General features: G+C 69.2%; 18 protein-coding genes. 4 read left to right on the top strand and 14 right to left on the bottom strand.

Translation table 11 applies throughout. The features are described 5' to 3' along the window. Positions 1 to 365 precede the first annotated feature (365 nt). From mobF to FHX39_RS07180, 9 genes are all read right to left on the bottom strand, one after another. Positions 366 to 5,546 carry a MobF family relaxase gene (mobF, locus tag FHX39_RS07140; RefSeq protein ID WP_183337423.1) on the bottom strand — a complete coding sequence of 1,727 codons (5,181 nt, stop codon included), beginning with the start codon at positions 5,544 to 5,546 and terminating at the stop codon, positions 366 to 368. Between the two features lie 471 nt (positions 5,547 to 6,017). Next, positions 6,018 to 6,218 (bottom strand): YegP family protein, encoded by a 201-nt coding sequence (locus FHX39_RS07145; RefSeq protein ID WP_183337424.1) that lies wholly within the window; start codon positions 6,216 to 6,218, stop codon positions 6,018 to 6,020. A gap of 262 nt (positions 6,219 to 6,480) precedes the next feature. Continuing rightward, positions 6,481 to 7,266: a TIR domain-containing protein gene (locus FHX39_RS07150; protein WP_183337425.1), complete on the bottom strand. Its 786-nt coding sequence runs from the start codon at positions 7,264 to 7,266 to the stop codon at positions 6,481 to 6,483. A gap of 258 nt (positions 7,267 to 7,524) precedes the next feature. Further along, a complete protein-coding gene (locus FHX39_RS07155) occupies positions 7,525 to 7,926 on the bottom strand; it encodes a hypothetical protein (protein WP_183337426.1) in 402 nt (133 codons plus the stop codon). A 504-nt stretch (positions 7,927 to 8,430) separates the two neighbouring features. Beyond that, positions 8,431 to 8,964 carry a hypothetical protein gene (locus FHX39_RS07160; protein WP_183337427.1) on the bottom strand — a complete coding sequence of 178 codons (534 nt, stop codon included), beginning with the start codon at positions 8,962 to 8,964 and terminating at the stop codon, positions 8,431 to 8,433. Positions 8,965 to 9,066: 102 nt separating this feature from the next. After that, the gene (locus tag FHX39_RS07165; RefSeq protein ID WP_183337428.1) at positions 9,067 to 9,822 is read right to left on the bottom strand and encodes a YfbU family protein; all 756 of its coding nucleotides are present in this window, start codon (positions 9,820 to 9,822) and stop codon (positions 9,067 to 9,069) included. Between the two features lie 66 nt (positions 9,823 to 9,888). Beyond that, the gene (locus FHX39_RS07170) at positions 9,889 to 10,104 is read right to left on the bottom strand and encodes a hypothetical protein (RefSeq protein WP_183337429.1); all 216 of its coding nucleotides are present in this window, start codon (positions 10,102 to 10,104) and stop codon (positions 9,889 to 9,891) included. 1,221 nt (positions 10,105 to 11,325) lie between these two features. Continuing rightward, on the bottom strand, positions 11,326 to 12,456 hold the full coding sequence (locus tag FHX39_RS07175; RefSeq protein WP_183337430.1) for an FAD-dependent oxidoreductase: 1,131 nt from the start codon (positions 12,454 to 12,456) through the stop codon (positions 11,326 to 11,328). Between the two features lie 224 nt (positions 12,457 to 12,680). Continuing rightward, a complete protein-coding gene (locus FHX39_RS07180) occupies positions 12,681 to 13,742 on the bottom strand; it encodes a PucR family transcriptional regulator (RefSeq protein ID WP_183337431.1) in 1,062 nt (353 codons plus the stop codon). 196 nt (positions 13,743 to 13,938) lie between these two features. Between FHX39_RS07180 and FHX39_RS07185 the strand changes: the two genes are divergently transcribed. The 4 genes from FHX39_RS07185 (at position 13,939) to FHX39_RS07200 (ending at position 18,165) form a co-directional block, all read left to right on the top strand. Beyond that, positions 13,939 to 14,283 carry an ANTAR domain-containing protein gene (locus FHX39_RS07185; protein ID WP_183337432.1) on the top strand — a complete coding sequence of 115 codons (345 nt, stop codon included), beginning with the start codon at positions 13,939 to 13,941 and terminating at the stop codon, positions 14,281 to 14,283. Between the two features lie 130 nt (positions 14,284 to 14,413). Beyond that, complete coding sequence (locus tag FHX39_RS07190) at positions 14,414 to 15,961, top strand: sugar ABC transporter ATP-binding protein (protein WP_183337433.1); 1,548 nt, start codon at positions 14,414 to 14,416, stop codon at positions 15,959 to 15,961. 94 nt (positions 15,962 to 16,055) lie between these two features. Beyond that, positions 16,056 to 17,075, top strand: a complete 1,020-nt coding sequence (locus tag FHX39_RS07195) for an ABC transporter permease (protein ID WP_183337434.1) — start codon at positions 16,056 to 16,058, stop codon at positions 17,073 to 17,075. Positions 17,076 to 17,103: 28 nt separating this feature from the next. Continuing rightward, positions 17,104 to 18,165 carry a sugar ABC transporter substrate-binding protein gene (locus FHX39_RS07200; RefSeq protein ID WP_183337435.1) on the top strand — a complete coding sequence of 354 codons (1,062 nt, stop codon included), beginning with the start codon at positions 17,104 to 17,106 and terminating at the stop codon, positions 18,163 to 18,165. Here FHX39_RS07200 and FHX39_RS07205 read toward each other — a convergent pair. The 5 genes from FHX39_RS07205 to FHX39_RS07225 all read right to left on the bottom strand — a co-directional run bounded on the left by FHX39_RS07205 (position 18,155) and on the right by FHX39_RS07225 (position 23,679). Beyond that, positions 18,155 to 18,574 carry a hypothetical protein gene (locus FHX39_RS07205; protein ID WP_183337436.1) on the bottom strand — a complete coding sequence of 140 codons (420 nt, stop codon included), beginning with the start codon at positions 18,572 to 18,574 and terminating at the stop codon, positions 18,155 to 18,157. The two genes, FHX39_RS07200 and FHX39_RS07205, sit on opposite strands and share 11 nt — an antisense overlap. A gap of 74 nt (positions 18,575 to 18,648) precedes the next feature. Beyond that, positions 18,649 to 20,217, bottom strand: coding sequence for an alpha-L-arabinofuranosidase C-terminal domain-containing protein (locus tag FHX39_RS07210; protein ID WP_183337437.1), 1,569 nt, complete (start codon positions 20,215 to 20,217; stop codon positions 18,649 to 18,651). Next, a complete protein-coding gene (gene arfA, locus FHX39_RS07215; protein WP_183337438.1) occupies positions 20,214 to 21,725 on the bottom strand; it encodes an arabinosylfuranosidase ArfA in 1,512 nt (503 codons plus the stop codon). The genes FHX39_RS07210 and arfA overlap by 4 nt, the downstream gene beginning before the upstream one ends. Positions 21,726 to 21,793: 68 nt before the next feature. Next, positions 21,794 to 22,726 carry a carbohydrate ABC transporter permease gene (locus FHX39_RS07220; protein WP_183337439.1) on the bottom strand — a complete coding sequence of 311 codons (933 nt, stop codon included), beginning with the start codon at positions 22,724 to 22,726 and terminating at the stop codon, positions 21,794 to 21,796. Continuing rightward, complete coding sequence (locus FHX39_RS07225) at positions 22,723 to 23,679, bottom strand: carbohydrate ABC transporter permease (RefSeq protein ID WP_183337440.1); 957 nt, start codon at positions 23,677 to 23,679, stop codon at positions 22,723 to 22,725. The genes FHX39_RS07220 and FHX39_RS07225 overlap by 4 nt, the downstream gene beginning before the upstream one ends. Between the last annotated feature and the right edge of the window lie 39 nt (positions 23,680 to 23,718).

Below are 23,718 nucleotides of genomic sequence, written 5' to 3' on the forward strand. Positions count from 1 at the left end.
CGGCAGCGCAAGGAGTAGGGATCCATCCCGAGACGTTGAAGAAGGTCGTATTCCATAGCAGAGTTTGACGTTCGACTTTCCGCACCTGTACTTCAGCCGCGGGCCGACCAGGCTGGTGCTAGCGGGATTGGTCGAGCCTCGAGGCAGCGTTGACGCGCTCAGACTGCCCGCGGCGATTCGCGCAAGCGGCACGTCTTGCTGCCGAGCTTCACTGACGCGCCCAAACCGAGGGGACCAATGGGTGACGGCGAGTGGCGCCTTCAAGTACGGCTGCGGGCTGTTCGAGCTCAAAAGAGCTACCGAGTGGTGAGTCTTGGCAGCTCGCCCTCGATGGATGCCGTTCGGCGGCTTCTTGGGGTCGGGGGTCACCTGGTGCGGCCCTGGACAGGTCCCGATGGCTGACCAGCGTTTCCCACATCTTCCAAGTGAGTCTCGCGCTGATCGAGGGTGGTCGCGGGTCGGCGTGTGGCGGGTGATGGACGTAGCAGGTCGAGTCGTTCCCCAACCCGACCCTCTCGTGTCGGCGGCTGAGAGTCGTTCTGGACGTGGTGGAGGAGTTGTTCGCGCAGCCAGGTGGGATCGAGGTGGTGCTTGTGGGTGAGCATGTCGACCGAGGTCGCCCAAGTGCGCGGCGGGCGGGCGGCGGCGATGCGCAGGAACCAGTCGATCTGTTCACGAACAGCCTGCCCGGGACTTGTGCGCAGGTGGTCTGCGAGAGGGCCGGCGTTGGCCAGCACGGCTCGGACGCTTGCGGCGCCGTGACGGCGGTAGAGCTCGGCGGGATCGGCCGATGCGGGTAGCTGAGCAAATCGCGGGTCGAGATTGGCGTGCGTGAGGGTCCAGAAGGCGCGCTCGGCTGCTGCGGCTCCTGCGGTGTCGGGGTCAGGGGCGAGGATCGGGTCCATCCGGAGATGGCCGATTAGCGCGGCTTGCTGGTCGGTGAGGGCGGTGCCGAGGGTGGCGACGCCGGTGTGGCGGTCACCGTCGGCGAGGCTGATGGCGATGGCGTCGAGTGGTCCCTCGACCAGCACGGGAACTCGTGCAGCGCTGCCCGTGCGGGTGAGCTCGTTGTCGTCGACAGGGCGTTGAGCTCGTCCCCGGCCGAGCAGATGGGCGCCGTAGAGGTGGTGACTCTTGCTGTAGAGGGCGGTGGTCGGGGTGTTCAGATACTTCGGTTCGGTGGGTGTGCCTGGCCGGTCGTGGCGTCGGGCGACGAAGCCGACGAGGTCGCCGTCGGTGTCGTGGATGGGCAGGACGAGTCGGTCGCGGAACAGGTCGATCAGGTTCCCGTGGCTCGTGTGGCGGGCCACGCCGGCGTCGAGCATGTCCTGGTCGGTAACGCCACGGGTGCGGAGGTGGTCGATGAGGTGGGTCCAGCCGGCTGGTGCGTGGCCGGGGGAGAAGCGGGCGTCGTCGGCAAGGTCCTTGCCGCACCGTTCGGTGAGGTATCGCGCAGACCAGGACCCGGCGTACCGGCTGCGGTAGTAGTGCAGCGTCAGCTCGTTGACCTTCAGCAGTTCCGCTCGACGCTCGGGCGCCAGCTCGACAGAAGGGCGCTCGGGTACGGGTGCCGGTTGGCCGAGGCGGAGCATGCCAGCCACAAGAAGAGCCAGATCCACCCGGTGCTGCGCTGTGACCATCCTCGCCGGTGCCGGGCCCTCGGGTATCCGCGTGGTGTTGTCGGACTGGTTGGCCGGTCGTCGCTCGAGCGCCTTGATGGCCTCGGGCGAAAGGTGTCGTTGCAGGCGCCACCACAAGGCCGCGGAGGGGTAGTCGTCGGGTAATGGCTTCTCGTCGAGCGCTGCTTGCAGCGCCGGTCTGACGGCGACGTCTTGACGCGTGAGAGAGGCGAGGTGGCGTTCGAGCTGTGGCCGGTAGGGGTCGGTCCCCGGCCGGGCGAATGGCGACAGCAGCGGTTCGGCATGGTCGGTTGCGGCGACTCCAGACGCAACCTCGAGGTGGTGATACCAGGGTTGCGTGGACGGGTCGGTCGGAGGTGCTCCGAGCGGGCTGGGGTCGTTCGTAGGGATTCGGTGGCTCGCTCGCCAGACGGCGATGTCGCCGACGACATCGGGATTTGCGTCTTCCGGGAGGGCGTTGGTCCACGCTGGCCGGACGTACGCGCTGTTGGTTCGAACCGCTTCGGCGAGGTCGCGGACGAGGGTGCTGCGGGCGGTGAGATAGGCACCGAAGGTCGGGTGCTCGAGGAGGCGTTCCGGCACCGGGGGCAGCCAGGGCAGCGGACCACCGGCTGGCGATGCCTGGCCGCTAAGGATGCGGCGGTGCAGGACAGCCGCCCGGTCGTGGGCGGGCCTGTCCGGGTCGTCGAGGAGTTGGAGCGCGACGGCGACGGCGAGGGTGAGCTGGTGTGCGGGGTCGTGGCCGTAGGTGGCGTCGAGAAGAAGCTGGGATCGCAGTGTGGGCCACGCGGGTTCGTCGGTCAGGCCGGGGACGAGTCGCTGGGCTGTCGTCGTGAGGTGGAGGTCGACTTCGGGTGGGGTGGTGTGTTCGGCGGCGAGGCGGAGGCTGTCGCGGTAGCGGTCTATCTCGTCGGGGAGCCGGAGCGTGGGGTCGTGCAGGTCCTCGCGGTAGCCGGTGGCGGATTGGTCGTCGCCGTCACGGGTGACGATCTGCTCCAGCATCTGCGTCGCGGTCCGAGATGGTGCCGCGTCGGGCCCGGTCGGCTCGCGGGTGCCGGCGTCGGGGTCGAGCTGGAGGTAGACGTGGTTCGCGGACCTGCCTCGGGTGAGGAGTGTGTACAGCTGCGCGCGGGTTTCTTGGCCGGTGATCAGGCCGTGGACGGTGTCGCACGTGGAGCCTTGCGCGGCGTGGATGGTGCTGGCGTAGCCGAGCTCGACCGACTCCGTGACATAGGGGGCGGGGAGCGTGACCTTCCGGTCGCCGTTCATGGTTCGTACGGTGAGCCTTCCGTCGCGGTGGACATGATTGACCCTCCACCGGTCGCCGTTGCGGACCCACCGCGACCCTGACCTGAGGCGTCGGTCGTTCGTCCTGGTGATGACCGTGTCGCCGACGCTGGCGTGGTTGTGGTCCGCGAGGACCACCTCGCGCACGTCCGACGCGGATGTTGGAGCTGTCGAGAGGCGTGTGGCGCGGGCGCGTGCGTTCAGGTCAGCGGCGAGGTCGCGGGTCGGGGCGAGCATCAGGCTGTCGCGACCCTCGGCCCGGTCGGTGGTCCAGGCGGCGAACAGCTGGTCGGCTGCGGTCGTGGTGTCGCCGACGTGGATGCGGTGTTCGTCGAGGTAGAAGCCGATCGCCTCGGGGCGCCCCTCGCGCAGCGCCAGCGACGCGGCCGCCTCCGCTGCATCACTGAAGCGGACGACGTCGTCGAGCCGAACCGCCCCATGCCGCGCCGCCAGGTCGCGGAGGACACCGCCAGCGCCGACAGCAGCAAGCTGCTGGTCATCGCCGACCAGCCGCACTGAACCCCCGACCTTCAGCACGTAAGAGATTGCGCGGGCCAGGCTCGGGCTGTCGGCCAGCCCGGCCTCGTCGACCACGACCAACGAACGAGGGCCCAGCTCACTCACCCAGGCCGGTCGCGGCGCGTCGAGATGGTCGAGGGCCCAGACGAGCTTGGCGAGGGTGTCGGTCGGCCCGTCCAGCTGCTCGGCGAGGACGCCGGCCGCCGCGGCGGACGGGGCCAGTCCGACCACGTTCCCTCCGGCCGACACCCACGCCTGAGCCAGCACCCGCAGGGCGGTGGTCTTGCCGGTCCCGGCCGGAGCCAGGGCCAGCTGCACCCGCCGCCCTGAACCGGCCAGCTCCCGCACAAGCCCGACCTGACCCGGGTTCAACGCCGGCCCCTCCAACGCTGCCTGACTGAGAGCCAGCTCGACCGTTGCTGTGTCGACCCGCCGGCCGTCATGCCGCGCTCCGGCGGCAACAATCTCGTCTTCCGCCGTCAGCACGCGCGAGGACGTCCACCGGTGCGTTCCGACGACCTCGTACACCGACGACCCGTCCGACCGCTGCAGCTCCACTGGCACTGGTAGGCCTGGGGGTCCCATCAGGGGAACGCAGCGATTGATCGCGTCGCCGACCACGAGGTCCACGACATGGCCCGCCATGTCGGGGGTGACATCGAGGGTGCGAACCTGCCGCTGCGCCTCGGCCTGCAGGTGCCACACATTCCACGTCGCTCGTTCGGCCTCAAGAACCGCGACGAGCTGTCCGGCGGTCTGGGCGATCCAAGCTCCGTCGACGGGTGGGCCGACCTCTAGTCGGGGAGCAAGGGCCCGGAAGACCATCGAGTCCACGACAGCCCGGCCGCCCAGCAGCTGATCTGCCTGCGCGGCCCACGCCGTGCGCTGCTCGTCGAGGCTGCGGGGCTCGTGCTTCGCCGGTCGTGTCTCGAGGGTCGCCTGCTGGGCCAGCGCCCACGCCTCGCGACGCGTCGGCGGCCGCCCGGTCTGCTGCTGGAAGTCACGCGCGAGCTCGGCCCGGCGCACGTCGATGTCGCGCCGCCGCGACGACCAACCCTCGAGCAGTCGCCCGTCGACGCCGACCACCTCCCGCACCGGACGCCGTCCTCGATCACCGGACTCTCCGGTCAACCGGGAAGCGAAGCGCAGGCCGAGTCGTTCCCCCAGGTGACGTTCCACCGCCGTGTTGTACGTCTCCGACGCCGCAACGGTCGCGGCGTAGAGGACGCGCCCGTCGATTGCGAGCCACTTGCCCTGGCGGGTTTGCACCTTGTTCGCGACCGCCACGTGGGTGTGCAGGTCCGGATCCCCCGCACGAGAGTCGCGGTGAGTGAACGCCGCACCCACCAGACCGGTCACCTCAACCTGACGTACCCCCCGCGCACCCTCACGCGAGAACAACGCCCGCGTCTCGACCAACCGCAAGGCGTCCCCGACCGCCGCGCGATGGCATCGCTCGATCTCCGCAGCGACAGCCGGGGGAGCGACCGCCCACAAAGCCGACACCGACTTCACCGGTGAGAACGTCAGGTCGAACCCCGACACGGGCTGCGCAGGACTCGCCGACCACCGCGCCACCGCGGACGACAGCTCCCGTGCATCCGACGGAGCCCGACCGTGTTGACGCTCGAACCACTCCGCCGCGACCTTCGACACTGCCGCCGCCCGCCCGGTCTGAGGCGACGTCGGTGGTTCACCGGAGGAAGAACGGCGCGCCGCGAGGCGCCGCGACACTTCCGCCTCGAACGCGGTGTCGGAGGTTGACCGAACCCGGAACGGTGCGCCGAGATGGCCAGCCTTCGCCGACTCCGATAAGGACGCTCCGGCCGCCGCGGCTGTCGCGACACGTGATTCCGCGAGGGGGTGCAGGCCCTGGCCGAACAAGGACCGCATCTGCTCGGCCTCGACCACCTGTCCGGCTGTGAGTCCGTCTACGCCGGCCAGGCCAGACCCGACCCACAGCCCCGGCGTCTCGCCTCGCTCGGAGTAGTACGACGCCAGAGGCGCCCGGCCAGCGTGCGTCGCGTCCTGGCGCGCGACCTGTCGGGTCAGGTACTCGTAACCCGACCCCGCCCACAACTTGTGCAGCGACAACGTCACGCACCCCGAAGGCCGCCAACGCCTCGCCCACGCTCACCTCAACGGCGCCAGGCAGTCGGAGTGCAAGAGGTGTGTAGGAGTTCCTCGCTCAGCGTCACTCCGGCTGATCTGGACGAGGCGCGTGGTTGCCAGCCCTCGGGAGAGACGTCGACCCGACGTACCGGAGGACGCATATTCGCCATAACTCAAGCAGGTGTTCGCATGGTCGGAGGACCCGACCGGCTAGAGGTACATGAATGGGGCAGGACACCTCGTGCCCGGTAGGAAGCACCCATCTCAATGGGGCTCCAGCGTCTCAGCAAGGGGTCAGCGGCGGGCGTCTCGAGAGGTCGGTCCCCCTGCCGGACCATCGGCCTCCGGCTCGACGGACCGTCAGATAACGTCCTTTATCTACCCGTCCGCGGCGTCGTGCCCGCGCTGTAGCCCGCAGATCCATCGAAGATTCGGGTTCAGTGCGGCGCAGTGCCGGCATCAGCTGCCGGGAGGCGGGGTGTCTCGCCGCTTCCTGTCCGCGTCGGAGAACTCGCCGTTGATGATCCGGTCAGCCATGCTTCTTGCGTCTAACTCGTTCTCGTAGCCCTGCCCGCCGTCGGTCGCCACGACCTCGCCGTTCACGGTGAGGTTCCAGGCCCACTTGTCGTCTTTGCGCTTGTACACCAGTCGCTTAGCCACGCTCCGACTGTGCCACAGGCCGCGCCTACGGGGCAGTAGTCTGCACCTCGCCGACAGCCAAGAGGTGCGGCCGGAGCCGCACACGCCGCCCGGGTGGTGGTTGTGAGGGCGATAAGCCCTAGCGACTCGCTGACCGCATGCTTGGCCGTTGGACAGGCGCGGCACGCCCCGAAGGGGAGTTCTCAGTAGCGGCTGAGTTGGAGCGCTGTTCTCCCGCACGTAACTAGCCGGGCGATCCGGCAGTGGGACGTGCGGGAGAACCTCAGCCGATCCGGACCGGAGAGTCCTCGACGCGCCGGCGGACGCTGTGGTTCACCCGCAGGCCGTGGGCCCGCAAATCGGCAGCGAACTCGCGAAGCCGTACCCGCGAAGATGACGGTTCACCAATACTGAAAGTTAGCGTCCGCCCACGCGGGCTCTGTACGCGCAAGGTGGTGTGAGAGTTAGTCCGAACCCGCCAACCTTGGGCTGCAGCATCAGCACAGATCCGCTGAATCTCGTAGTGCAGCACCTGCGCGTGGTCCGCTCCAGTAGCCGAGCCCACGGCTGAACCTGAGCCGGGGTCAGACCGGGTCCCCAGAGCGTGGACGCGCTCGAGAATCTGTGTGGCGGCCGTGCCCACGGCAGCGCGATGGTTGCCGCCGGGCCGGGGCCGGTAGGGAATATAGGTCAGGCCGAGTAGGTCGGTCGGGAGCTGCATCGAAACGGTGGTGTCGGCGATCAGGTAGGTGCGCTGCCGGCCTAGGACGCCGACGAACAAGCCGAGTTCCAAGATCACGTTGTCCCGAGGCGAGGCAGCGCGATCACCACGCTTTTCCGAGATGTCATCGGGAGTAGCGACTATGACGGCGAAGTCGATGCGTCGAGCGGCGTCCACCAGCCCCTCGATCGTGTACTGCGACGGCAGAATGGCACCCTGCGTCCACAGCTCGACGTCGCACTCGCCGGACGACTCCAGCTCGGCCTGAAGGTTGCGGCAGACGTCAATCGCCTCCGACGACGACGCGACGAAGATCTGGGGCCGTCGTTCGCTGGGCACTGAGCTCACGGCTAGGAGCTCTTCTTGGGTACCCGGGGCGGGGTGGGAGGTGGCTTGGTCCCGCGACGCTCAGGGACTGTTGGCGAGGGGCGCGAAGGGGGCGTTGGCCGTTGCGGTGCAGGCTGCTGCGGGGGGGGCCCGCCGCCGGTGACGGCGACGTTCGGCGACGGCCTGGTCGGCGGTGCCGGCCGCGCCGGCTGTACCGGAGCGGATGGCGGGGCTGGCTCTTGGCGGGCCTTGTTCTTGTCGGACACGTGCGCCCTGTCGCTAGAAGATGATGACGACGGCCCAGAAGGCAACCTCTGCGGCTATTGCGATGATCGCGACCTCCAGCAGCAGCCACAAGTTCTTGAGCTTGGTGTCATTCTCTCTGAGATCGTCGGTGATGAAGTACGCCAGGTCTCGGCGCATCTCGTTGATAGTTGCTGGGGGATCGGCCTCGACGTAGTCGATGAGGAGCTTGTGCCCGTCGGTCCGCCACTTCCACTCGCGCGGCCACAAGATCAGGACGGCGGACACGACCACAACGCCAAGGGCGACGAGCGCCAAGCCAACGAACAGGCGGTCCGACCACCCCTGGTTGATGCGCAGCGCGGACGTGCTGAGCAACGAAGTCCCTAGCGCGGCTGCTGCGACCAGGGTGGCCGCTCTCGAGCGGAGCTCGTTCAAGCCGGCCTGCTGCTGGGACAATCCACGTAGGACCTGCTCTAAGACGAGCGAGATTCGCGGATCTGCGCTACTGGTCCGATCGAGGTCGGAGGTCGGGGTACCACTCGGCGGGGCGCTGACCGGTTCGAGTGGCTGGGCGTACCGTCGTCGTCGCCACATGATCACCCGGATAGCGAAGCACCCCGGTCACCGTGATGCCCACCGACCCAGCTCTTACGGGACACACACCTGTGATTCTCTGTGTTATCGCGGGTGACAGAACCCTGTCCTGGCGAGCCCCGAGTACGACACTTGGGGTGCGACGCGACTCGGGGCGCTCCGTCGACCTGGGTGTGCTCCGCTTATGGTCGGTCGTCCTCGTCGTTCCATGCCGATGGCGGGCAGTCCAGCGTCCGCCCCTCAGTCGTGTCTGGCCAGTGCTAGCCTGGCTCCTGCTCGGGGCAGTAGTCCTGAGAAGTGGACCCGAGACCCTTCCGGACGGTTGTGGCGCTCGGGTTTCCGCGCTTACTCGACGTGTTCGACGTGCGCGACGACGTCGCTGCAGGCCTCGCGCCAGCGGCCGCCTTGGGGCCAGGCCCACGCAACCGCGTCTGGGATGGCCAGCAGAGGTTCGTTCACGACTTTGCCGTGGGTATAGGTCAATCCTGTGTAGCCGACCTGGTTGAGCTTGCGTGCGATGGTGTGCCGATCGACGTGGGCGATGGAGTCGTCGCGGTCGAGGCAGAGGTTCGCGTGCCCCTGTTCGGCGATGTCCTCGACCAGCCGCTCGAGGCAGCGAAGCCGAGCCTCGCGCTCGCTGTTGTGAGTTCCTTTGGAGGCGAAGTACACGTTCACCGCGACGTCGATCGCGGCAACCGCTCGCAGGATGGTCCGCTGCCGGCCTGCTCCTTCTTTCACCATGTGGAGGCCGTGCTGTCCGGGAAGGTAGAGGTCTTGAATCGTCCTGCGTGCCGTAGCCAGGTTGCCCGGTACGACAGTGGCGGCGATGAGCACGAAGTCCCGCCGCTTGCTCTCGTCAACGAAGACGTGCGCTGACACCGCGGTGACCCCTGCTCTTTGACTCGGTGATTGAGACCCGTCCGAGGTCTGGCTCGCGCTCGTTGTCGCCCGCCAGGCCACACCTACTGGCCTTGCGCGTTTCTACCTGTTATCCGGGTGGGTCTGGGCCGCCGCGACGGCCATCAGCTCGTCGACGGAGAGCAGGTAGGCGTCGCGCCGGCCTGACCACGGACGCCCGGCTCTGATGCGGCGGTACTCCGCGAGCATTCTCAGGTACCGCTCAAGGGTGGGGGAGTGAGAATTTCCCCCGGTGGGGCCGTTGATGAAGTCAACCTGCTCAGACCAGCGGTCATTGGCGACAAGGTGCCGGACGTAGTCCGCCATCTGCCCCTCGAGGGGGTCGTTGTGGTCAAAGCCCCCGAAGCGCAGGTCCTCGACCAGCTCTTCGCCAGCCGGTTTACCGGCCTTCTCAAGTTCGGAGAGGCTGTAACGCGCGATCCGGAACATGTCAAGGATATCCATCACCCGCTTGCAATCGCGGTTGCTGAGCTCGGCCGAGATGCCGGCGAACTCGACCCAGTACTCCTGCGTGTAACCCTTCTCCAACACCTCCGCGCGCTCGAGCTGGTAGGCCGCATCGCCGTCGACGTCGTTCGCGTCCTCGGGCAGCACCCTGGCCAGGATCCGGTGCAGCAGGGAGAGCGTGCGGCGGTCATGCAGGCTGAGCGATTCAGGAACAGGAACCTCCGAGGTCGCGTCGTCGTCGGCGCGCACCTTGACGACCTGCTCGCGGATCAGGTCGCGCACGAAGTCGCTCACGGTGACGCGCTCAGCGTCGGCGCGTTGCTGCAGGGCCTCACGTGTGTCGTCATCAAGCCGAACAGTGATCGTGGGCAAGAGGCTCCTTGTAATACGACACCCGCGCAGCGGCTTACTCGAATACGGTAACACAAGGTTGCTTCGTCAGGTGCAGACAACGGTGACTGGCTGGCCGACGCAGGCGACGGCGAGCAGCATCAGAAAGGTGAGGTTTTTGGCCTCGATGTCGATGTCGAAGTCGGCGTCGACCTTGGTCCCGGCAGGACGGGCAGACGTGAAGAACTGTGCGGCGAGCCGCTCGGCCCTGGCCTCGGACAGCGTCGGTCCAGTGATGTAGGGCAGCGGGTCCCAGTGCCGCACGGCTACGTCGCCGGCGACGCCCTGGGCGTCGAAGACCCATAGGTTGACCGTGGGCGGCGAGCAGCGCGGCGATCGCCTAGGCGGTCGTGTACTGCGTCCGGGGGCCAGCGACGAGGATGGCCATGTCCTCCCAGTCCGTGTGCAGCATCGCCTTGCCGGCGATCGCGCGCTCGAGCGGCAGGTCGGGACTCTCGGGTGCCGAGTCTGGCGGGCGTGGGGGCCGAGCCTGCTGCGGTTGGGGTGCGCCAGGTCGCGGCCGCGGCCCATGTGCTGCGCGGACAGGCCGGGCCGCATCCGTTTGTCGGCGGCCTTGCCCTTCGGGCCACTGGCGACCTGTCGTTCCTGCAGCAGAGATGACCACCGCAAGCGCCAGTTCGTACCAAAGCAGGGCAGCAGCTTGAGCTCGGCTGAAAGGGTTCGTGTGCTGACGGGATCGCGTCGCCAGGCGCGCGAGCAAGCCGAGTAGATCCCCGTGGGTGTTCGATTACTCCACGCCTGGGGGCGAGCAGGACTCACGAGGACGCAAGGCGGTGCGGAACATGGACAACAATCGACAGATGTAGATCGGAGTATCGTCCCTTGTCATGACGGGTTTTGCAGACTCTCGGCCACTGTCGAAAGACGTCGAAAGAGGCGCTGAATCGCGCTCTCAAGGCGGTAGCGCGGGTTCGAATCCCGTCGGGGCTACTTCTGATTGGTTCTCACCAGGGCAAGCGCCCGGAGAGAACATAAGTACGGCGCCCAAGCGGCCCGTGCCCGCCGGGCTTGCGACAAACAGCCGGTGCAGCGTCCTTCGCTCCGGCATGAGCGGGGTCTACGAGCTCGAGTCGTCACTTCCCTCACGCAGCAAGGCTTCCTTCGATGTGGCCGCTCGGCACGCTCCGCCCTGGCGTGACAACAGCAGGACGTCCCAGGCGCGCAGCACACCGTGGACGAACCGGTAGTCGCTGAATGGCTGCTGCTCGTCACCGAGATCAGACGTGCGGTGGGCGGATCCCCCTTGGTCCTCGAGCAGCCCCTGATCGTTCACCCCGGCCAGCGCCACTGGCTGGACGAGGACGAACGGCTCCTGTTCGTGCAGGAACTCGGTGGTAAGACACGGTCGTACCCCTGCTGGTTCGCGACGGGGCCCGACGCATCTCGCTGACCACCACGGCACCTCGGTGGAAGACCGCTTCCGGGCGACAGGGCTCAGGAGGGGGAGAGCTCACGCACTCGTGGCTAGGACAGAACGCGCTGGAACAGTCCGGCTACCGAGCCCGGTGCGTCGGCGCCGAAGAACAGCATCAGGTTGGACGCGCTCGCCCGGGCGAAGGTCTCGCTACGCCAGAAGAGGTCGCGCTCGTACGCGCTGATCGCCGCCTCGGTGTCGTCAGGTGACGCGATGATCGCGCGGGCGAGCTCGGCGCCGTCGAGCAGGGCGAGGTTCGCACCCTCGCCGGCGAAGGGCGACATGAGGTGGGCGGCGTCACCGACCAGGGTCACGCCGGGCGTCCGGGCCCAGCTGATCCCCACGGGGAGGGCGTGGATCGCTCGAACGGTCGGGGCTGCGTCAGACTCGGTCACCAGGGTGCGCAACGGTGGCGCCCAGTCCGCGAACGCGGTCGCGATCTCGGCTCTTCCGCCTTCCGGGTCGTCGAGGTCGATCGAGGCCAGCCAGTCGGCCGACCGGGTCACGGCTGCGTAGGTGGTCAGGCTGCCGTTCGCGTGCCGGTGCGAGATGACCGCCTGACCCGGGGAGGGCGCGATGAGCGTTCCGTCTCCGACGAGCGCAGCGGCGGCCGGGTACCGGCCGGATCCGTCGGCCAGCGTGGTCTCGATGAAGGTGACCCCGCTGTAGTCGGGACGTGCGTCGGTGAGCTGGGGGCGCACCCGTGACCACGCACCGTCAGCGCCCACCAGCACCTCGGTGACGATGCGGTGGCCGTTGGCGAACTGCAGCTCGTGGTGCCCCTCGCTCGTGGTGCTGATGGAGGTGAGCTTGTGGCCCCAACGGATCACGCCAAGCGGCAGCGAGTCGACCAGCATGCGTCGGAGGTCGCCCCGATCGATCTCCGGGCGGGTCCCGTCCGTGCTGCCGGGGTGGTCGAGGAGCACGTTGCCGGCCTTGTCCACGACCCGCTTGGCGTCCTCGTTCGGGCGGACCAGAGCCAGGAACGCGTCCCACAGTCCTGCCGCGCGCACGGCCAGCTGACCGTTGTACTCGTGGAGGTCGAGCAATCCACCTTGGGCTCGTGAGCCGATCGAGGTCTCGGCCTCGTACACCACGACCTCGAGGCCCTGCATGCTCAAGATGCGAGCGGTGACGAGGCCGCCGAGGCCAGCGCCGATGACGATGATGGGTGAAGACACGACAGCGCTCCTGATCTGGAGCTCGCGAGCGAGCCCCGAGCGTGGCCACGGAGGCCACTGCTGGAGACGCTGACCCAGGTCGGGTGACCTCGGGTTGCAGGCGACGGCCGCACAAGACGCCGTCTATTTTCGCGACGTGATCACTTTACACATCGGTGGTCAGGTGACGAAGGGACCGAGGACGACCTGCCGGCTGCGGTCCGACCGTCGGTCGGTGTGCCTCCTCAGCCGCTCGCGTCCGCCGCGCGGTAGGCCACCAGCCAGAGCGCCAGCTGCAGGTCGGTGCGACCGCGCCCCAGGCGCAGGTCGACGCCGGTGAGCTCGGTGATCCGGTCGAGCCGGTAGTAGAGCGTCGTGCGGTGCACGTGCAGCTGCTCCGCCGCAGCCGCCACGTCGCCGCCGAGGTCGAGGACCGTACGGGCCGTCTGCAGCAGGTCCGTCCTCGGCAGACCCGCGAGCGTCTCCGCGGCGGGGTGGATCGCCGCGGCCGACAGGTCGTCCGGCGCGTCGACGACGAGCCGCCAGGCGCCGAGGGCGTCCCAGGACACCGGGTCGAGGGCGGCTCCGGCGCGGACCGCTCGCAGGGTCGCGCGAGCGCGGCGTACGGACTCGGCGAGGTCGACGAGGGGGAGCGGGGTCCCGCTGGTGGCCGGGTGCGCGCGTGCACCGGCGACGTGCGCCCGGAGCCCGTCGGGCAGGACCCAGCCGCCGCGTCGCGGGGTCGCGTCGACCTGCACCCGCGCGTCGGGCGGTAGCTGTTCGAGCTGGGCGAGCTCGCGCGCCACCTCGACGTCGCGACCGTCGAGCAGCCGCCGGAGGAGCTGGTCCCGACGGCGCGCGACGTCGCGCTGGGAGACCTCGGCCCGCGCCAGGACCTCCGCGGCCCGCTCGGCGCAGGCGACGATCGCCGGGAAGTCACCGGGCGTCACGCGGTCGTCGGGGTCGAGCACCCAGAGCAGCCCCAGCAGCTCGTCGCCCCGGTGCACGGGCATGCACCAGCGCGCCCACATGTCGAGCTCGGGGATGCCCGGGGTGTGGACCGGGGCCACGGCGTGGGCGAGGTCGAACGTCTTGACCGCCCGGGCGACGGCCGTGTCGACGCGCCGGTTGAGGATCGTGCGGACGCGCGTCCCGTCCACGGGTCCACGGGTGGACCACCAGACCGGGCGCTGCCGACGGTCCTCGACCAGGACCGACAGGTCGAGGCGGACGGCCAGCCGGTCGACCGCCAGCTGGACGTCCTCGTGCCCGTCGGGCTCCGGGGTCGTCGCGGCCGTCGTCTGCATGGGAGCCTCACCCTAGGCCGCGCTCTTCGACGGGTGTCGAAGACGGGCGCGGGTCCGACGGGAGGGATCTGGACTCACGAGCCTCTTGCCGGTCGGGATCCAGACCATTTACGCTGTAAGCGGCTAGGGAGCAGCCGTGGGTGCCTGGTGGTGTCGCACCCGCCGCTTGCCGTCCCGACGAAGCAGCGAGGTGGTCATGCCACGACCCCGGCGGCACGAAGGTGTCCGCGACCGGCTCCAGCCGGCTCCCCGTCCCGGCTCGCCGTCGGCGGGCGCCCACCCCGACGACCGGTTCCAGGACCGGAGCGTGGTGGACCAGGCGGTCGGGATGCTGATGGCCTACTACGGGGTGTCCGCGCCGACGGCGGCCGCAGCGCTCCGCGGGTGGGCCGCGAGCGCCGACCTGCCGCTCGTGCACATGGCGGCCGGCGTCGTCGAGGCCGGTTCGCAGCCGAGCCTCCACCCCTTCGGCACCCTGCGCCGGATCCTGCGCGACTACGCCCTCGACGTCGACTCGACCGCCCCGCCGGAGCACGGCTGAGGGCCCGACGCGCCTGCTGATCTTGTGGACCGGGCTCAATCGTGCCCGTGTCGCAACCCCAAGATCATTGACAGCACCACTGTTATGCGTGAGGTTCGAGGTGCACACCCACCTCGAGAGATCTGAGTCGATGACGACTACCACCGATCCGAGCGCCTCGGCCCCGGCCCAGGCCCACGACGTCCTCTTCCGCGCCACGGGGGTGAAGAAGCACTACCCGGGCGTGAAGGCTCTCGACGGCGTGGACCTCGAGGGCTACGCCGGTGAGGTGCTCGCGGTCTGCGGTGCGAACGGCGCCGGCAAGTCGACCTTCGCCAAGCTCCTGGCCGGCGTCCAGCCCCTCACCGAGGGCGAGATCCAGATCGCCGGCTTCCCGCACCCGGTGCGCAACGCGGCCGAGGCCGAGCAGGCCGGCGTCCTGATGATGTTCCAGGAGCCGCTGATCATCGACGACTTCACCGTCGGCGAGAACGTCTGGCTCTACAAGCTCCGCGAGGGCCGCGACATCCGCCCCTGGGCGACGAAGGTCGACGCCAACAGCGACGAGACGCGGCAGGTGCTGGCGAAGGTCGGCCTCGGCGGTCTGCGCACCAGCCAGCTCGCGCGCGACCTGGGTCCCGGTCAGCGGCAGATGCTGTCGCTGAGCCGCGCCGAGGTGACGACGCACAAGATCATGATCCTGGACGAGACCACGGCCTCGACCAGCGAGGAGCACTTCAACGACATCCTCGACCTGGTCAAGCGGGAGCGCGAGGCCGGGACGCACATCATGTTCGTCAGCCACCGGCTGAACGAGGTCTTCGCGATGTCGGACCGGATCGCGGTGCTGCGCAACGGCCTGCTCGTCGACGTCCTCAAGACCTCCGAGACCAACCCGGACGAGATCGCCACGCTGATGATCGGTCAGGCCCTCAAGGCCCTCGACCGCCCCAAGCCCGCCCAGACCGAGGGCAAGCAGCCCCTGGTCTCGGTCCGTGACCTGCACGGCGGCACGGCCGCGGGAGTGTCGTTCGACGTCTTCCCGGGCGAGGTCGTGGGCCTGTACGGGCTCGTCGGCAGCGGTCGGTCGTCCGTCGGGCGCACGATCACCGGGCAGAAGAAGGCCGCGAGCGGCACGATCGAGATCCGCGGCGAGCAGGTCCAGCTCAACTCGCCCGGTGCCGCGCTCGAGAAGTCCGTGGTCTACCTGACCGAGGACCGTCGCCTCGAGGGCTTCGTGAAGGACTTCGACAACGGCGAGAACATGAGCCTCGTCGTCCTCCCCAAGTGGTCGAAGGGCGGCGTCATCGACTCCAAGAAGGAGCGTAGCCGGGTCCGGGAGCTCATCAGCGAGTTCCAGGTCAAGGGCGGGCCGAAGACGTACACGAGCTCGTTGTCGGGTGGCAACCAGCAGAAGGTCGTCATCGCCAAGTGGCTCGAGTCCGACCCCGACTTCGTCGTGCTGGACGAGCCGACCAAGGGCATCGACGTCGGCGCCCGCGCCAACATCTACGAGATCATCCACAGCGTGGCGGCCCGCGACAAGGGCGTCCTGGTGATCTCCAGCGAGGCCGAGGAGCTGCTCTCGCTCTGCCACCGCATCCTCGTGATGCGCAACGGCCAGATCGTCGCGGAGTTCGACCCGGCCGAGGCGGACACCGACGACCTCATCCGCACCGCCCTCACGCACCAGGACTGACCACGCCGGACCGGTCGTCCCCTCGCGGACGACCCCGGCCGTACGACCCACGGCTCGACCCGCACCTGCTTCACCGACGAAGGAGTCTTCACAGATGACCGCCACGGCAACAGCCCCGGCCCCGGCAGCCCCGCCGGAGGCCCGCCAGGGGAGCCCGGTGCTCGACTGGCTCAAGAGCCAGTACGCCCTCTACATCCTGGTCGCGCTGCTGCTGGTGGCGACCATCACCCGCGGCTCGATCTTCTGGGGCGGCACCAACCTCACCAACCTGCTGCTGCAGATGTCGATCATCGGCGTGGTCACCCTCGCCGAGCTGATCGTCGTCCTCACGGGCGGCATCGACATCAGCGTGGGCTCCGCCCTCGGCCTCGCCGCGGTCATCGCGGCCGGCCTCTTCGGCGGTCCCTCGGTCTTCCTCGGCCTCGTCGTCGCCATCATCATCGGCGGCATCGTCGGCGCGGTGAACGGCTGGCTGGTCGCCTTCCGCGGTCTCGAGCCCTTCATCGTCACCCTGGGCATGCTGGCCCTCGCCCGGGGCCTCGTCTACGCGTACGGCAACGGGATCCCGATCAACCCGACCGCGGCCTCGAGCTACGCCACGCTGGGCCAGACCACGATCATCGGCATCCCGCTGCTGGCGATCATCTGGCTGGTCATGGTGGCGCTGATCGCCTTCCTGCTCTACCGCACTGTCTGGGGCCGTCGCGTCTACGCCATCGGCAGCAACATCGAGGCCGCCCGCAGCTCGGGCATCCCGGTCAAGACCACCCTCTGGTCGGTCTACATCCTCGCGGGCCTGCTCGTCGGGCTCGGCGGCTGGATGTTCCTCGGCCGCTTCGCCAGCGGCACCTCGACCGCCGGCAACCTGCTGGAGCTCGAGGCCATCGCCGCGGTCGTCATCGGCGGGGCCCGCCTCTCCGGCGGCTACGGCAAGGTGTTCGGCGCCGTCGTCGGAACGATCATCTTCGCCGTCATCGCCAACCTGCTGTCGCTGCTGAACGTCTCGACGTTCCTCCAGGACGCCTTCCGCGGCGCCCTGATCCTGGTCGCCGTCACGCTCGCCACCATCCAGTTCAGCCGCAAGCGCCGGACCACCGCGCCGGCGGCGAAGTGAGCCCGGCCGGAACCGGCAGGAGGACCCCATGAGAACCACGCTCAAGTCCCGCACCCTCCGGTCGCGGGCGGTTCGCGCCGCCGCCGTCGCCAGCGGCGGCGCCCTGATGGTCGCCATGAGCGCCTGCGGCCAGATCTACCCGTCGTCGACGCCCGCACAGGGACCCGCCGGCGGGGTGCAGCCCGACGTGTCGAAGGTCGTCATCGGCTTCGCCCAGCAGCAGCTGCAGGCGCCGTACTTCGCCGCCATGCAGGTGCAGTCCGAGGACATCGCCAAGCAGAAGGGCTTCAAGCTGCTCTTCCAGGCGGCGAACAAGGATCCCGCGATCCAGCTCAACCAGATGCAGGCGATGATGGCGCAGGGCGCGAACGTCCTGGTCGTCAACGCCACGAGCGTCAAGGGCCAGAAGGAGATGATGACCCAGGTTGCCTCCAAGATCCCCGTGATCTACATCGACACGGGTGTCCCCGGCACCGGGACCACGAGCGTCTCCTCCGACAACCTGACCATCGGGCGGGAGTCCGGCAAGCTCACGGCCAAGCGGTTCCTGGGCCTGGGCAAGAAGTCGATCAAGATGGTCATCCTCACCGGCCCGGCGACCGACGAGTTCGTCGGCCCGAACCGGCGGCAGGGCTTCCTCGACGGGCTCAAGGAGGGTGGCCTGGCGTACGAGATCAAGGGCGAGCAGTCCGGTGACTACGCCCAGGACAAGGGGCAGGTCGCCGCGGAGAACATGCTCGCGGCCAACCCGGACACCGACCTCGTGCTCGGCCTGAACGACTCGATGGCCCTCGGCGGCTACAACGTCGTCAACGGCCAGGAGAAGTACAAGAACGTGTACGTCGCGGCGTCGGCCGACGGGCAGAAGGAGGCGTTGGCCCTCATCAAGTCCGGGGGCTGCGACGGCCGCTACATCTCCACCGGCCTGAACTCGCCGTCGCTCGCCGCCGAGCAGGCGCTGGGGATCGCGGTCGACATCGCCACGGGGGCGAAGAAGCCGTCCGACTTCCCGGCGGAGTCCTTCACGAAGGCGGTCGGGATCGGCTGCGACAACATCGACGAGTACTACGACCCGAAATCTATCTTCTGACGGTCGCCCTCACGAAGGCCAGGATCCGGCGCACCACGTCCAGCGGACGGGTGCGCCGGTCTGGTTCCCGGCCCAGCAGGTCGAGCGCGAGGACGCGGACCCGCTCCTGCAGGTCGTCGTTCTCGACGTCCCACTCCTCGTAGGACCGTCCCGGCACCCGCGCCACGTCGAGCGTCGTCGACAGGATGACGACCCGGTCGGCGGAGTGCAGCGAGCGCACGCTCAGCCGCTCCTCGTGGGCGGGGTCGAGCCCCATCATCACCAGCATCTGGTCGGCCCGCCCGCCCGGGTCGGGCAGCTGGGCGCCGGCCGTGCTGATCTCGATGCGGTCCCCGACCAGCCGGCGCAGCAGCGTCTCGGCGATCTGGGTCGAGCTCGCGTCGTCGCCGACGAAGAGCACCTTCGGCACCACGGGCCACCTCCACGGACGCTGACCTTTGCGAGGCCCTTCGACAAGCTCAGGGAGCGTCGACGGGCCCGACCCTAGTGGCTGGACGGCGTGCGGTACCAGCCGCGGGGTGTCGCGTGCCAGGCTGCGCCGTCCGTGGGGCGGAGGCCGACCTCGCCCGCGCCGTGCGCGAGGGGGAGGTCGACGTGCACCACGGTCAGCGAGTGCGGCGGGAGCGACGTCCGACCCGCGTGGACGCCGACGGTCACGGGGCGGGGGACGACCGTCCCCGGGTGGTCCACGTCGTTGTACGCGTCGGCCGACGGGCCGTCGAGCACGGTCGCGTCGTACGCGCCGTCCAGGACGTGACCGCCGAGGCGGACGTCGCAGGCGACCGCCGCCGTGGGGTCGCGGTTGACCAGCACGAGCGAGAGGCGGGTGCCGGCCTCGTCGACCGTGGCCAGGTGGTCGATCACCGGCACGTCGGCGCCCGTGAGTCCGTCCGCGAGCGCGGTGCTGGCCAGCACCCGCCCGCCCAGCAGGTGCGCGTACATCGCCAGCACGTGGAAGGTCGTCCGGCGCACCAGACCGGTGGGGTGGACGTAGAGGGGGCCGCGGGTGTTGACCGTGGGCGCGATGTTGGCCATCTTGACCACGTCGCCGTGGCGCAGGCAGGCGTTGAGGAAGCTCGCCGAGAAGAGCGCGTCGGCCATCGTGTAGGTGCTGTTGACGTCGTTGAGGTCGCGCGCGGCGATCAGCTCGGGGCGGTCGCCGTCCGGGTGGTGCCAGCCCCGCAGGTTCCACTCGTCGAAGGCGATGCCGACCCGCTCGGCCAGGCCGGCGGCGCCGAGGATGTCGCGGGTGCGCTCGATGTCGGACTGCGGGCCGAGCGAGCGGCCGACCGCGGTGAGGTAGTCCGACGGCGCCTCCACCAGGTTGAGGACGTCCCAGTAGCCGTGGATCGAGATCAGGTCGAGGTTCGACCCGGCCGCGGTCAGCAGCGGCAGGGTCCAGCCGAGGTCGGCGCGCGCGGCGGTCAGCAGGGACACGTCCTCGTCCACGTGGCGGATCATCTTGGCTGACTCCCGGACGAGGCTGGCCCACTCGGCCGGGGTCTTGGCCCCCATCTCCCAGTCGCCGTAGTTCTCGTTGCCGATGCTCCAGAAGCGCACGTCGAAGGGGTCGGGCGAGCCGTGCTCGGCGCGGAGGTCGGCCCAGCGGCCGCTGCCGGCGGGCAGGTTGCAGTACTCGACCCAGTCGCTCATCTCCTTCGCCGTGCCCGTCCCGGCGTTGGTGCAGACGTACGGCTCGGCCCCGATCGCCCGGCACCAGGCGACGAACTCGGCGGTGCCGAAGGTGTTGGGGTCGGTCACCCGCCAGGCGAGGTCGTAGTGCGGCCGGCGGTCCGGCCCGACGCCGTCGAGCCAGTGGTAGCTCGAGACGAAGCAGCCGCCCGGCCACCGCACGACCGGTGGCGCGAGCTCGCGGAGCGCCTCGACGACGTCGGCCCGGAAGCCCTGCTCGTCGCTGAGCGGCGAGCCGGGGGAGAAGATGCCGCCGTAGACCTGGCGGTGGAAGTGCTCGACGAAGTGGCCGAACACCTCCCGCGCGTAGGTCGTGGGCGGTGCGTCCAGGCTGACGTCGACCGAGGCGACCGCGGTCATCCGAGCGCGACGGCCGTCCAGGACACGCGCGGCAGCTCGACGGTCAGGCGGCCGTCGGTCACCTTCGCGGTCGGGTTCGGCGCCACCCCGACCCGCTCCCGGTCGGCGAGCGTGTTGGCCGCGTAGATGTCGTCGTCGGCCAGCGTGTGGGTCTCCAGCACGTCGACGGCCCCGAGGTGGCTGACGTCGACCGTGACCGTGGTCGACGCGTCCAGCGAGCGGTTGACGAGGAAGATCGCCGCCCGGCCGGTGCTCGGGTCGTGCGTGGCGACGGCGTCGACCAGCGGGACCTCGCCGTACGCCTTCGTCTCGTACGTGTCGGAGGTCAGCCGGACCTCGAGCGCGTTGCCGACGGCGAGGCGCGACGTGATCGCGAACGGGAAGAACGTCGTCTGGCGCCAGGCCGGGCCGCCGGGCTCCGTCATGATCGGGGCGATGACGTTGACCAGCTGGGCCAGCGACGCGGCGGTCACCCGGTCGGCGTGCTTGAGCAGCGAGATCAGCAGGTTGCCGACGACGACCGCGTCGATGACCGAGTACGCGTCCTCGAGCAGCCGCGGCGCGGTCGGCCAGCGCTCGATGTCGGTGATCTGCTCCTCGGCGTGGAAGCGGGTGTTGTACCAGACGTTCCACTCGTCGAAGGAGATGTTGATCCGCTTCGTGCGCCCGAGCTCGGCGCGCACGGTGTCGGCGGTCGCGACGACCGACTCGATGAAGTGGTCCATGTTCGTCGCGCAGGCGAGGAAGCTCGCGGCGTCGCCGTCGCGCTCCTCGTAGTAGGCGTGGCAGGAGATGTAGTCGACGTCGTCGTACGTGTGGCGCAGGACCGTGTGCTCCCACGACCCGAAGGTCGGCATCTGAGCGTTGGAGCTGCCGCACACGACGAGCTCGAGGTCGGGGTCGAGCTGGCGCATGGCCTTGGCCGTCTGCGACGCGATCTTGCCGTAGTCCTCGGCGTTGCGGTGGCCGAGCTGCCAGGGGCCGTCCATCTCGTTGCCGAGGCACCACATCTTGATGCGGTGCGGGTCGACGCGACCGTTCTTGATGCGGGCGTCCGAGAGCGCGGTGCCCGAGCGGATGTTCGCGTACTCGAGCACGTCGACGGCCTCCAGCACGCCGCGGGTGCCGAGGTTGACCGCGTACATCAGCTCGCTGCCGACCTTCTCCAGCCAGCCGGCGAACTCGTCGAGGCCCACCTGGTTGTTCTCCAGCGAGTGCCAGGCCAGGTCGAGGCGGGCGGGCCGCTCGTCGCGCGGACCGACGGAGTCCTCCCAGCGGAAGCCGGAGACGAAGTTGCCGCCGGGGTAGCGGATGGCCGACACCCCCAGCTCGCGGACGAGCTCCATGACGTCGGTGCGAAAGCCCTCCGGGTCGGCGCTGGGGTGGCCGGGCTCGTAGATGCCGTCGTAGACGCAGCGGCCGAGGTGCTCCACGAAGGAGCCGAAGAGGCGTCGGTTCACCTCGCCGACGGTGAAGTGCGGGTCGAGCGTGAGGTCTGCGGAGGGCATGGCCGGTCCTTCTGGAGGTCGTGGAGGAGCGTGGGTCGGACGGGGGAGCGGGGGGAGGAGCGGAGCGGCTACTTGAGGGCGCCGAGCGAGAGCCCGCCCTGCCAGTACTTCTGCAGGGAGAGGAAGGCGATGACGAGCGGGATGACCGAGACCAGCGAGCCGGTGATGATCAGGCCCCACAGGGAGGTGCCGCCGCCGTTGTTGGCCGAGGCCTGGCCCTGCCACAGCCCGAGCCCGACGGTGATCGGGAACAGCTTGGTGTTGGCCAGCATGGCCAGGGGCAGGAAGTAGTTGTTCCAGGTGCCGACGACCGACAGCAGCAGCACCGTGACGACGGCCGGGCGCAGCAGCGGGAAGGCCACCCGCAGGAACGTCATGATCTCGCCGGCCCCGTCGACGCGGGCGGCGTCGAGCAGCTCGTCCGGCACCGCGTCGGTCGTGTAGACCTGCATCAGGTAGACCCCGAACGGGTTGAGCAGGGACGGCAGGATCACCGCCCAGATGGTGTCGGTCAGGTTGAGGTTGCTGAAGAGCACGAAGGTCGGGATGACCAGCGCGGTGAGCGGCACCATCACCGAGCCGAGCAGCACGGCGAGCATCACGCGGCGGCCGCCGAAGCGGAACTTGGCGAAGCCGTAGCCGGCCAGCACCGCGAGCACCGTCGCGCCGACGCCGCCGACGAGCGCGTAGAGCAGCGAGTTGCCGATCCAGCGCAGGTAGATCCCGTCGTTGTAGGTGACGAGCTCCTTCAGGTTGCTGCCCAGGGCGAACCGGGAGTCGAACCACAGGGCGCCGTGGGCCCCGCCGAACAGCCCCTGCACGTCCTTGGTGCTGGCCACGAAGAGCCACCAGAGCGGGACGAGGAAGTAGATCACCAGGATCGCCAGGAACAGGTGCGGCAGCAGCGTGCGCTGACGGGGACCCCGGGGGGCGTCGACCCGGGACTGCGCCGAGGCGGACCGGGACGTACGCCGGGCGGCCGTGGGGACGGTGGTCGTCATGAGATGCTCCCGCGCTTGCGAGTGAGGAAGAGGAAGACGTACACCGCGATGAAGACCACGATGCCCAGCGAGAAGCTGATGGCCGAGGCGTAGTTGAAGTTGGCGTACGCGAAGGCCTGGCTGAAGGCGTAGATGTTCGGGGTGAAGTCCGGCGTGATGGTGCCGTTGCTCACCAGCCGCAGCGCCTGCGGCTCGGTGAAGAACTGCAGCGTGCCGATCAGGGCGAAGACCAGGATCAGCAGCAGCGCCGAGGAGATCATCGGCACCTTGACGCGGAACGCGATCTGCCAGGAGCTCGCCCCGTCGATGCGGGCGGCCTCGTAGACGGAGGCGTCGATCCCGCGCAGCGCGGCGAAGATGATGATCATGTAGTAGCCGGCCCACTGCCAGGTGACGACGTTCATCAGCCCGCCGAACACGTGGTCGGGGTCGAGCAGGAACGGGGCCTGCGCGCCGACGAGGTCGGCGATCTGCTGCATCGGCCCGAAGGTGGGGCTGTAGAGGAAGCCCCACATCAGGGCGCCGATCACGGCGGGGATCGCGTACGGCAGGAAGATCATCAGCCGGGCGAAGCGCGAGAAGCGCGTGGTCAGGCCGTCCAGCACGAGGGCCAGCGCGAGCGAGACGAACATCTGCACCGGGATGAGCACCAGCGCGAAGCGCACGACGAACCAGACGCCCTTGAGGAACTGCGGGTCGGTGAAGGCGGTCGTGTAGTTCTTCAGCCCGGCGAAGACGACGCCGGTGGCGAGGCCCTTGCTGTAGAGGCTGAGGTAGAACGCGTAGAGCAGCGGTGCGACCAGGAAGGCGAGGAAGACCACGGCGAAGGGGAGGACGAAGAGCAGGCCGGTGCGCGAGCGCTTGCGCTCGTTCAGCCCGCGGCGTCCGCGGCCCGCGCGGGGCCGGGTGGTGGAGTCCGGCGACGTCACGTCGACGGCGGTGGCGTGGGCCATGCCCGCGGCTCCTTCTCGAGGGAGGGGGGTGCCGGTCCC

It is taken from the genome of Microlunatus antarcticus (genome assembly GCF_014193425.1).
Taxonomy (GTDB): domain Bacteria; phylum Actinomycetota; class Actinomycetes; order Propionibacteriales; family Propionibacteriaceae; genus Microlunatus; species Microlunatus antarcticus.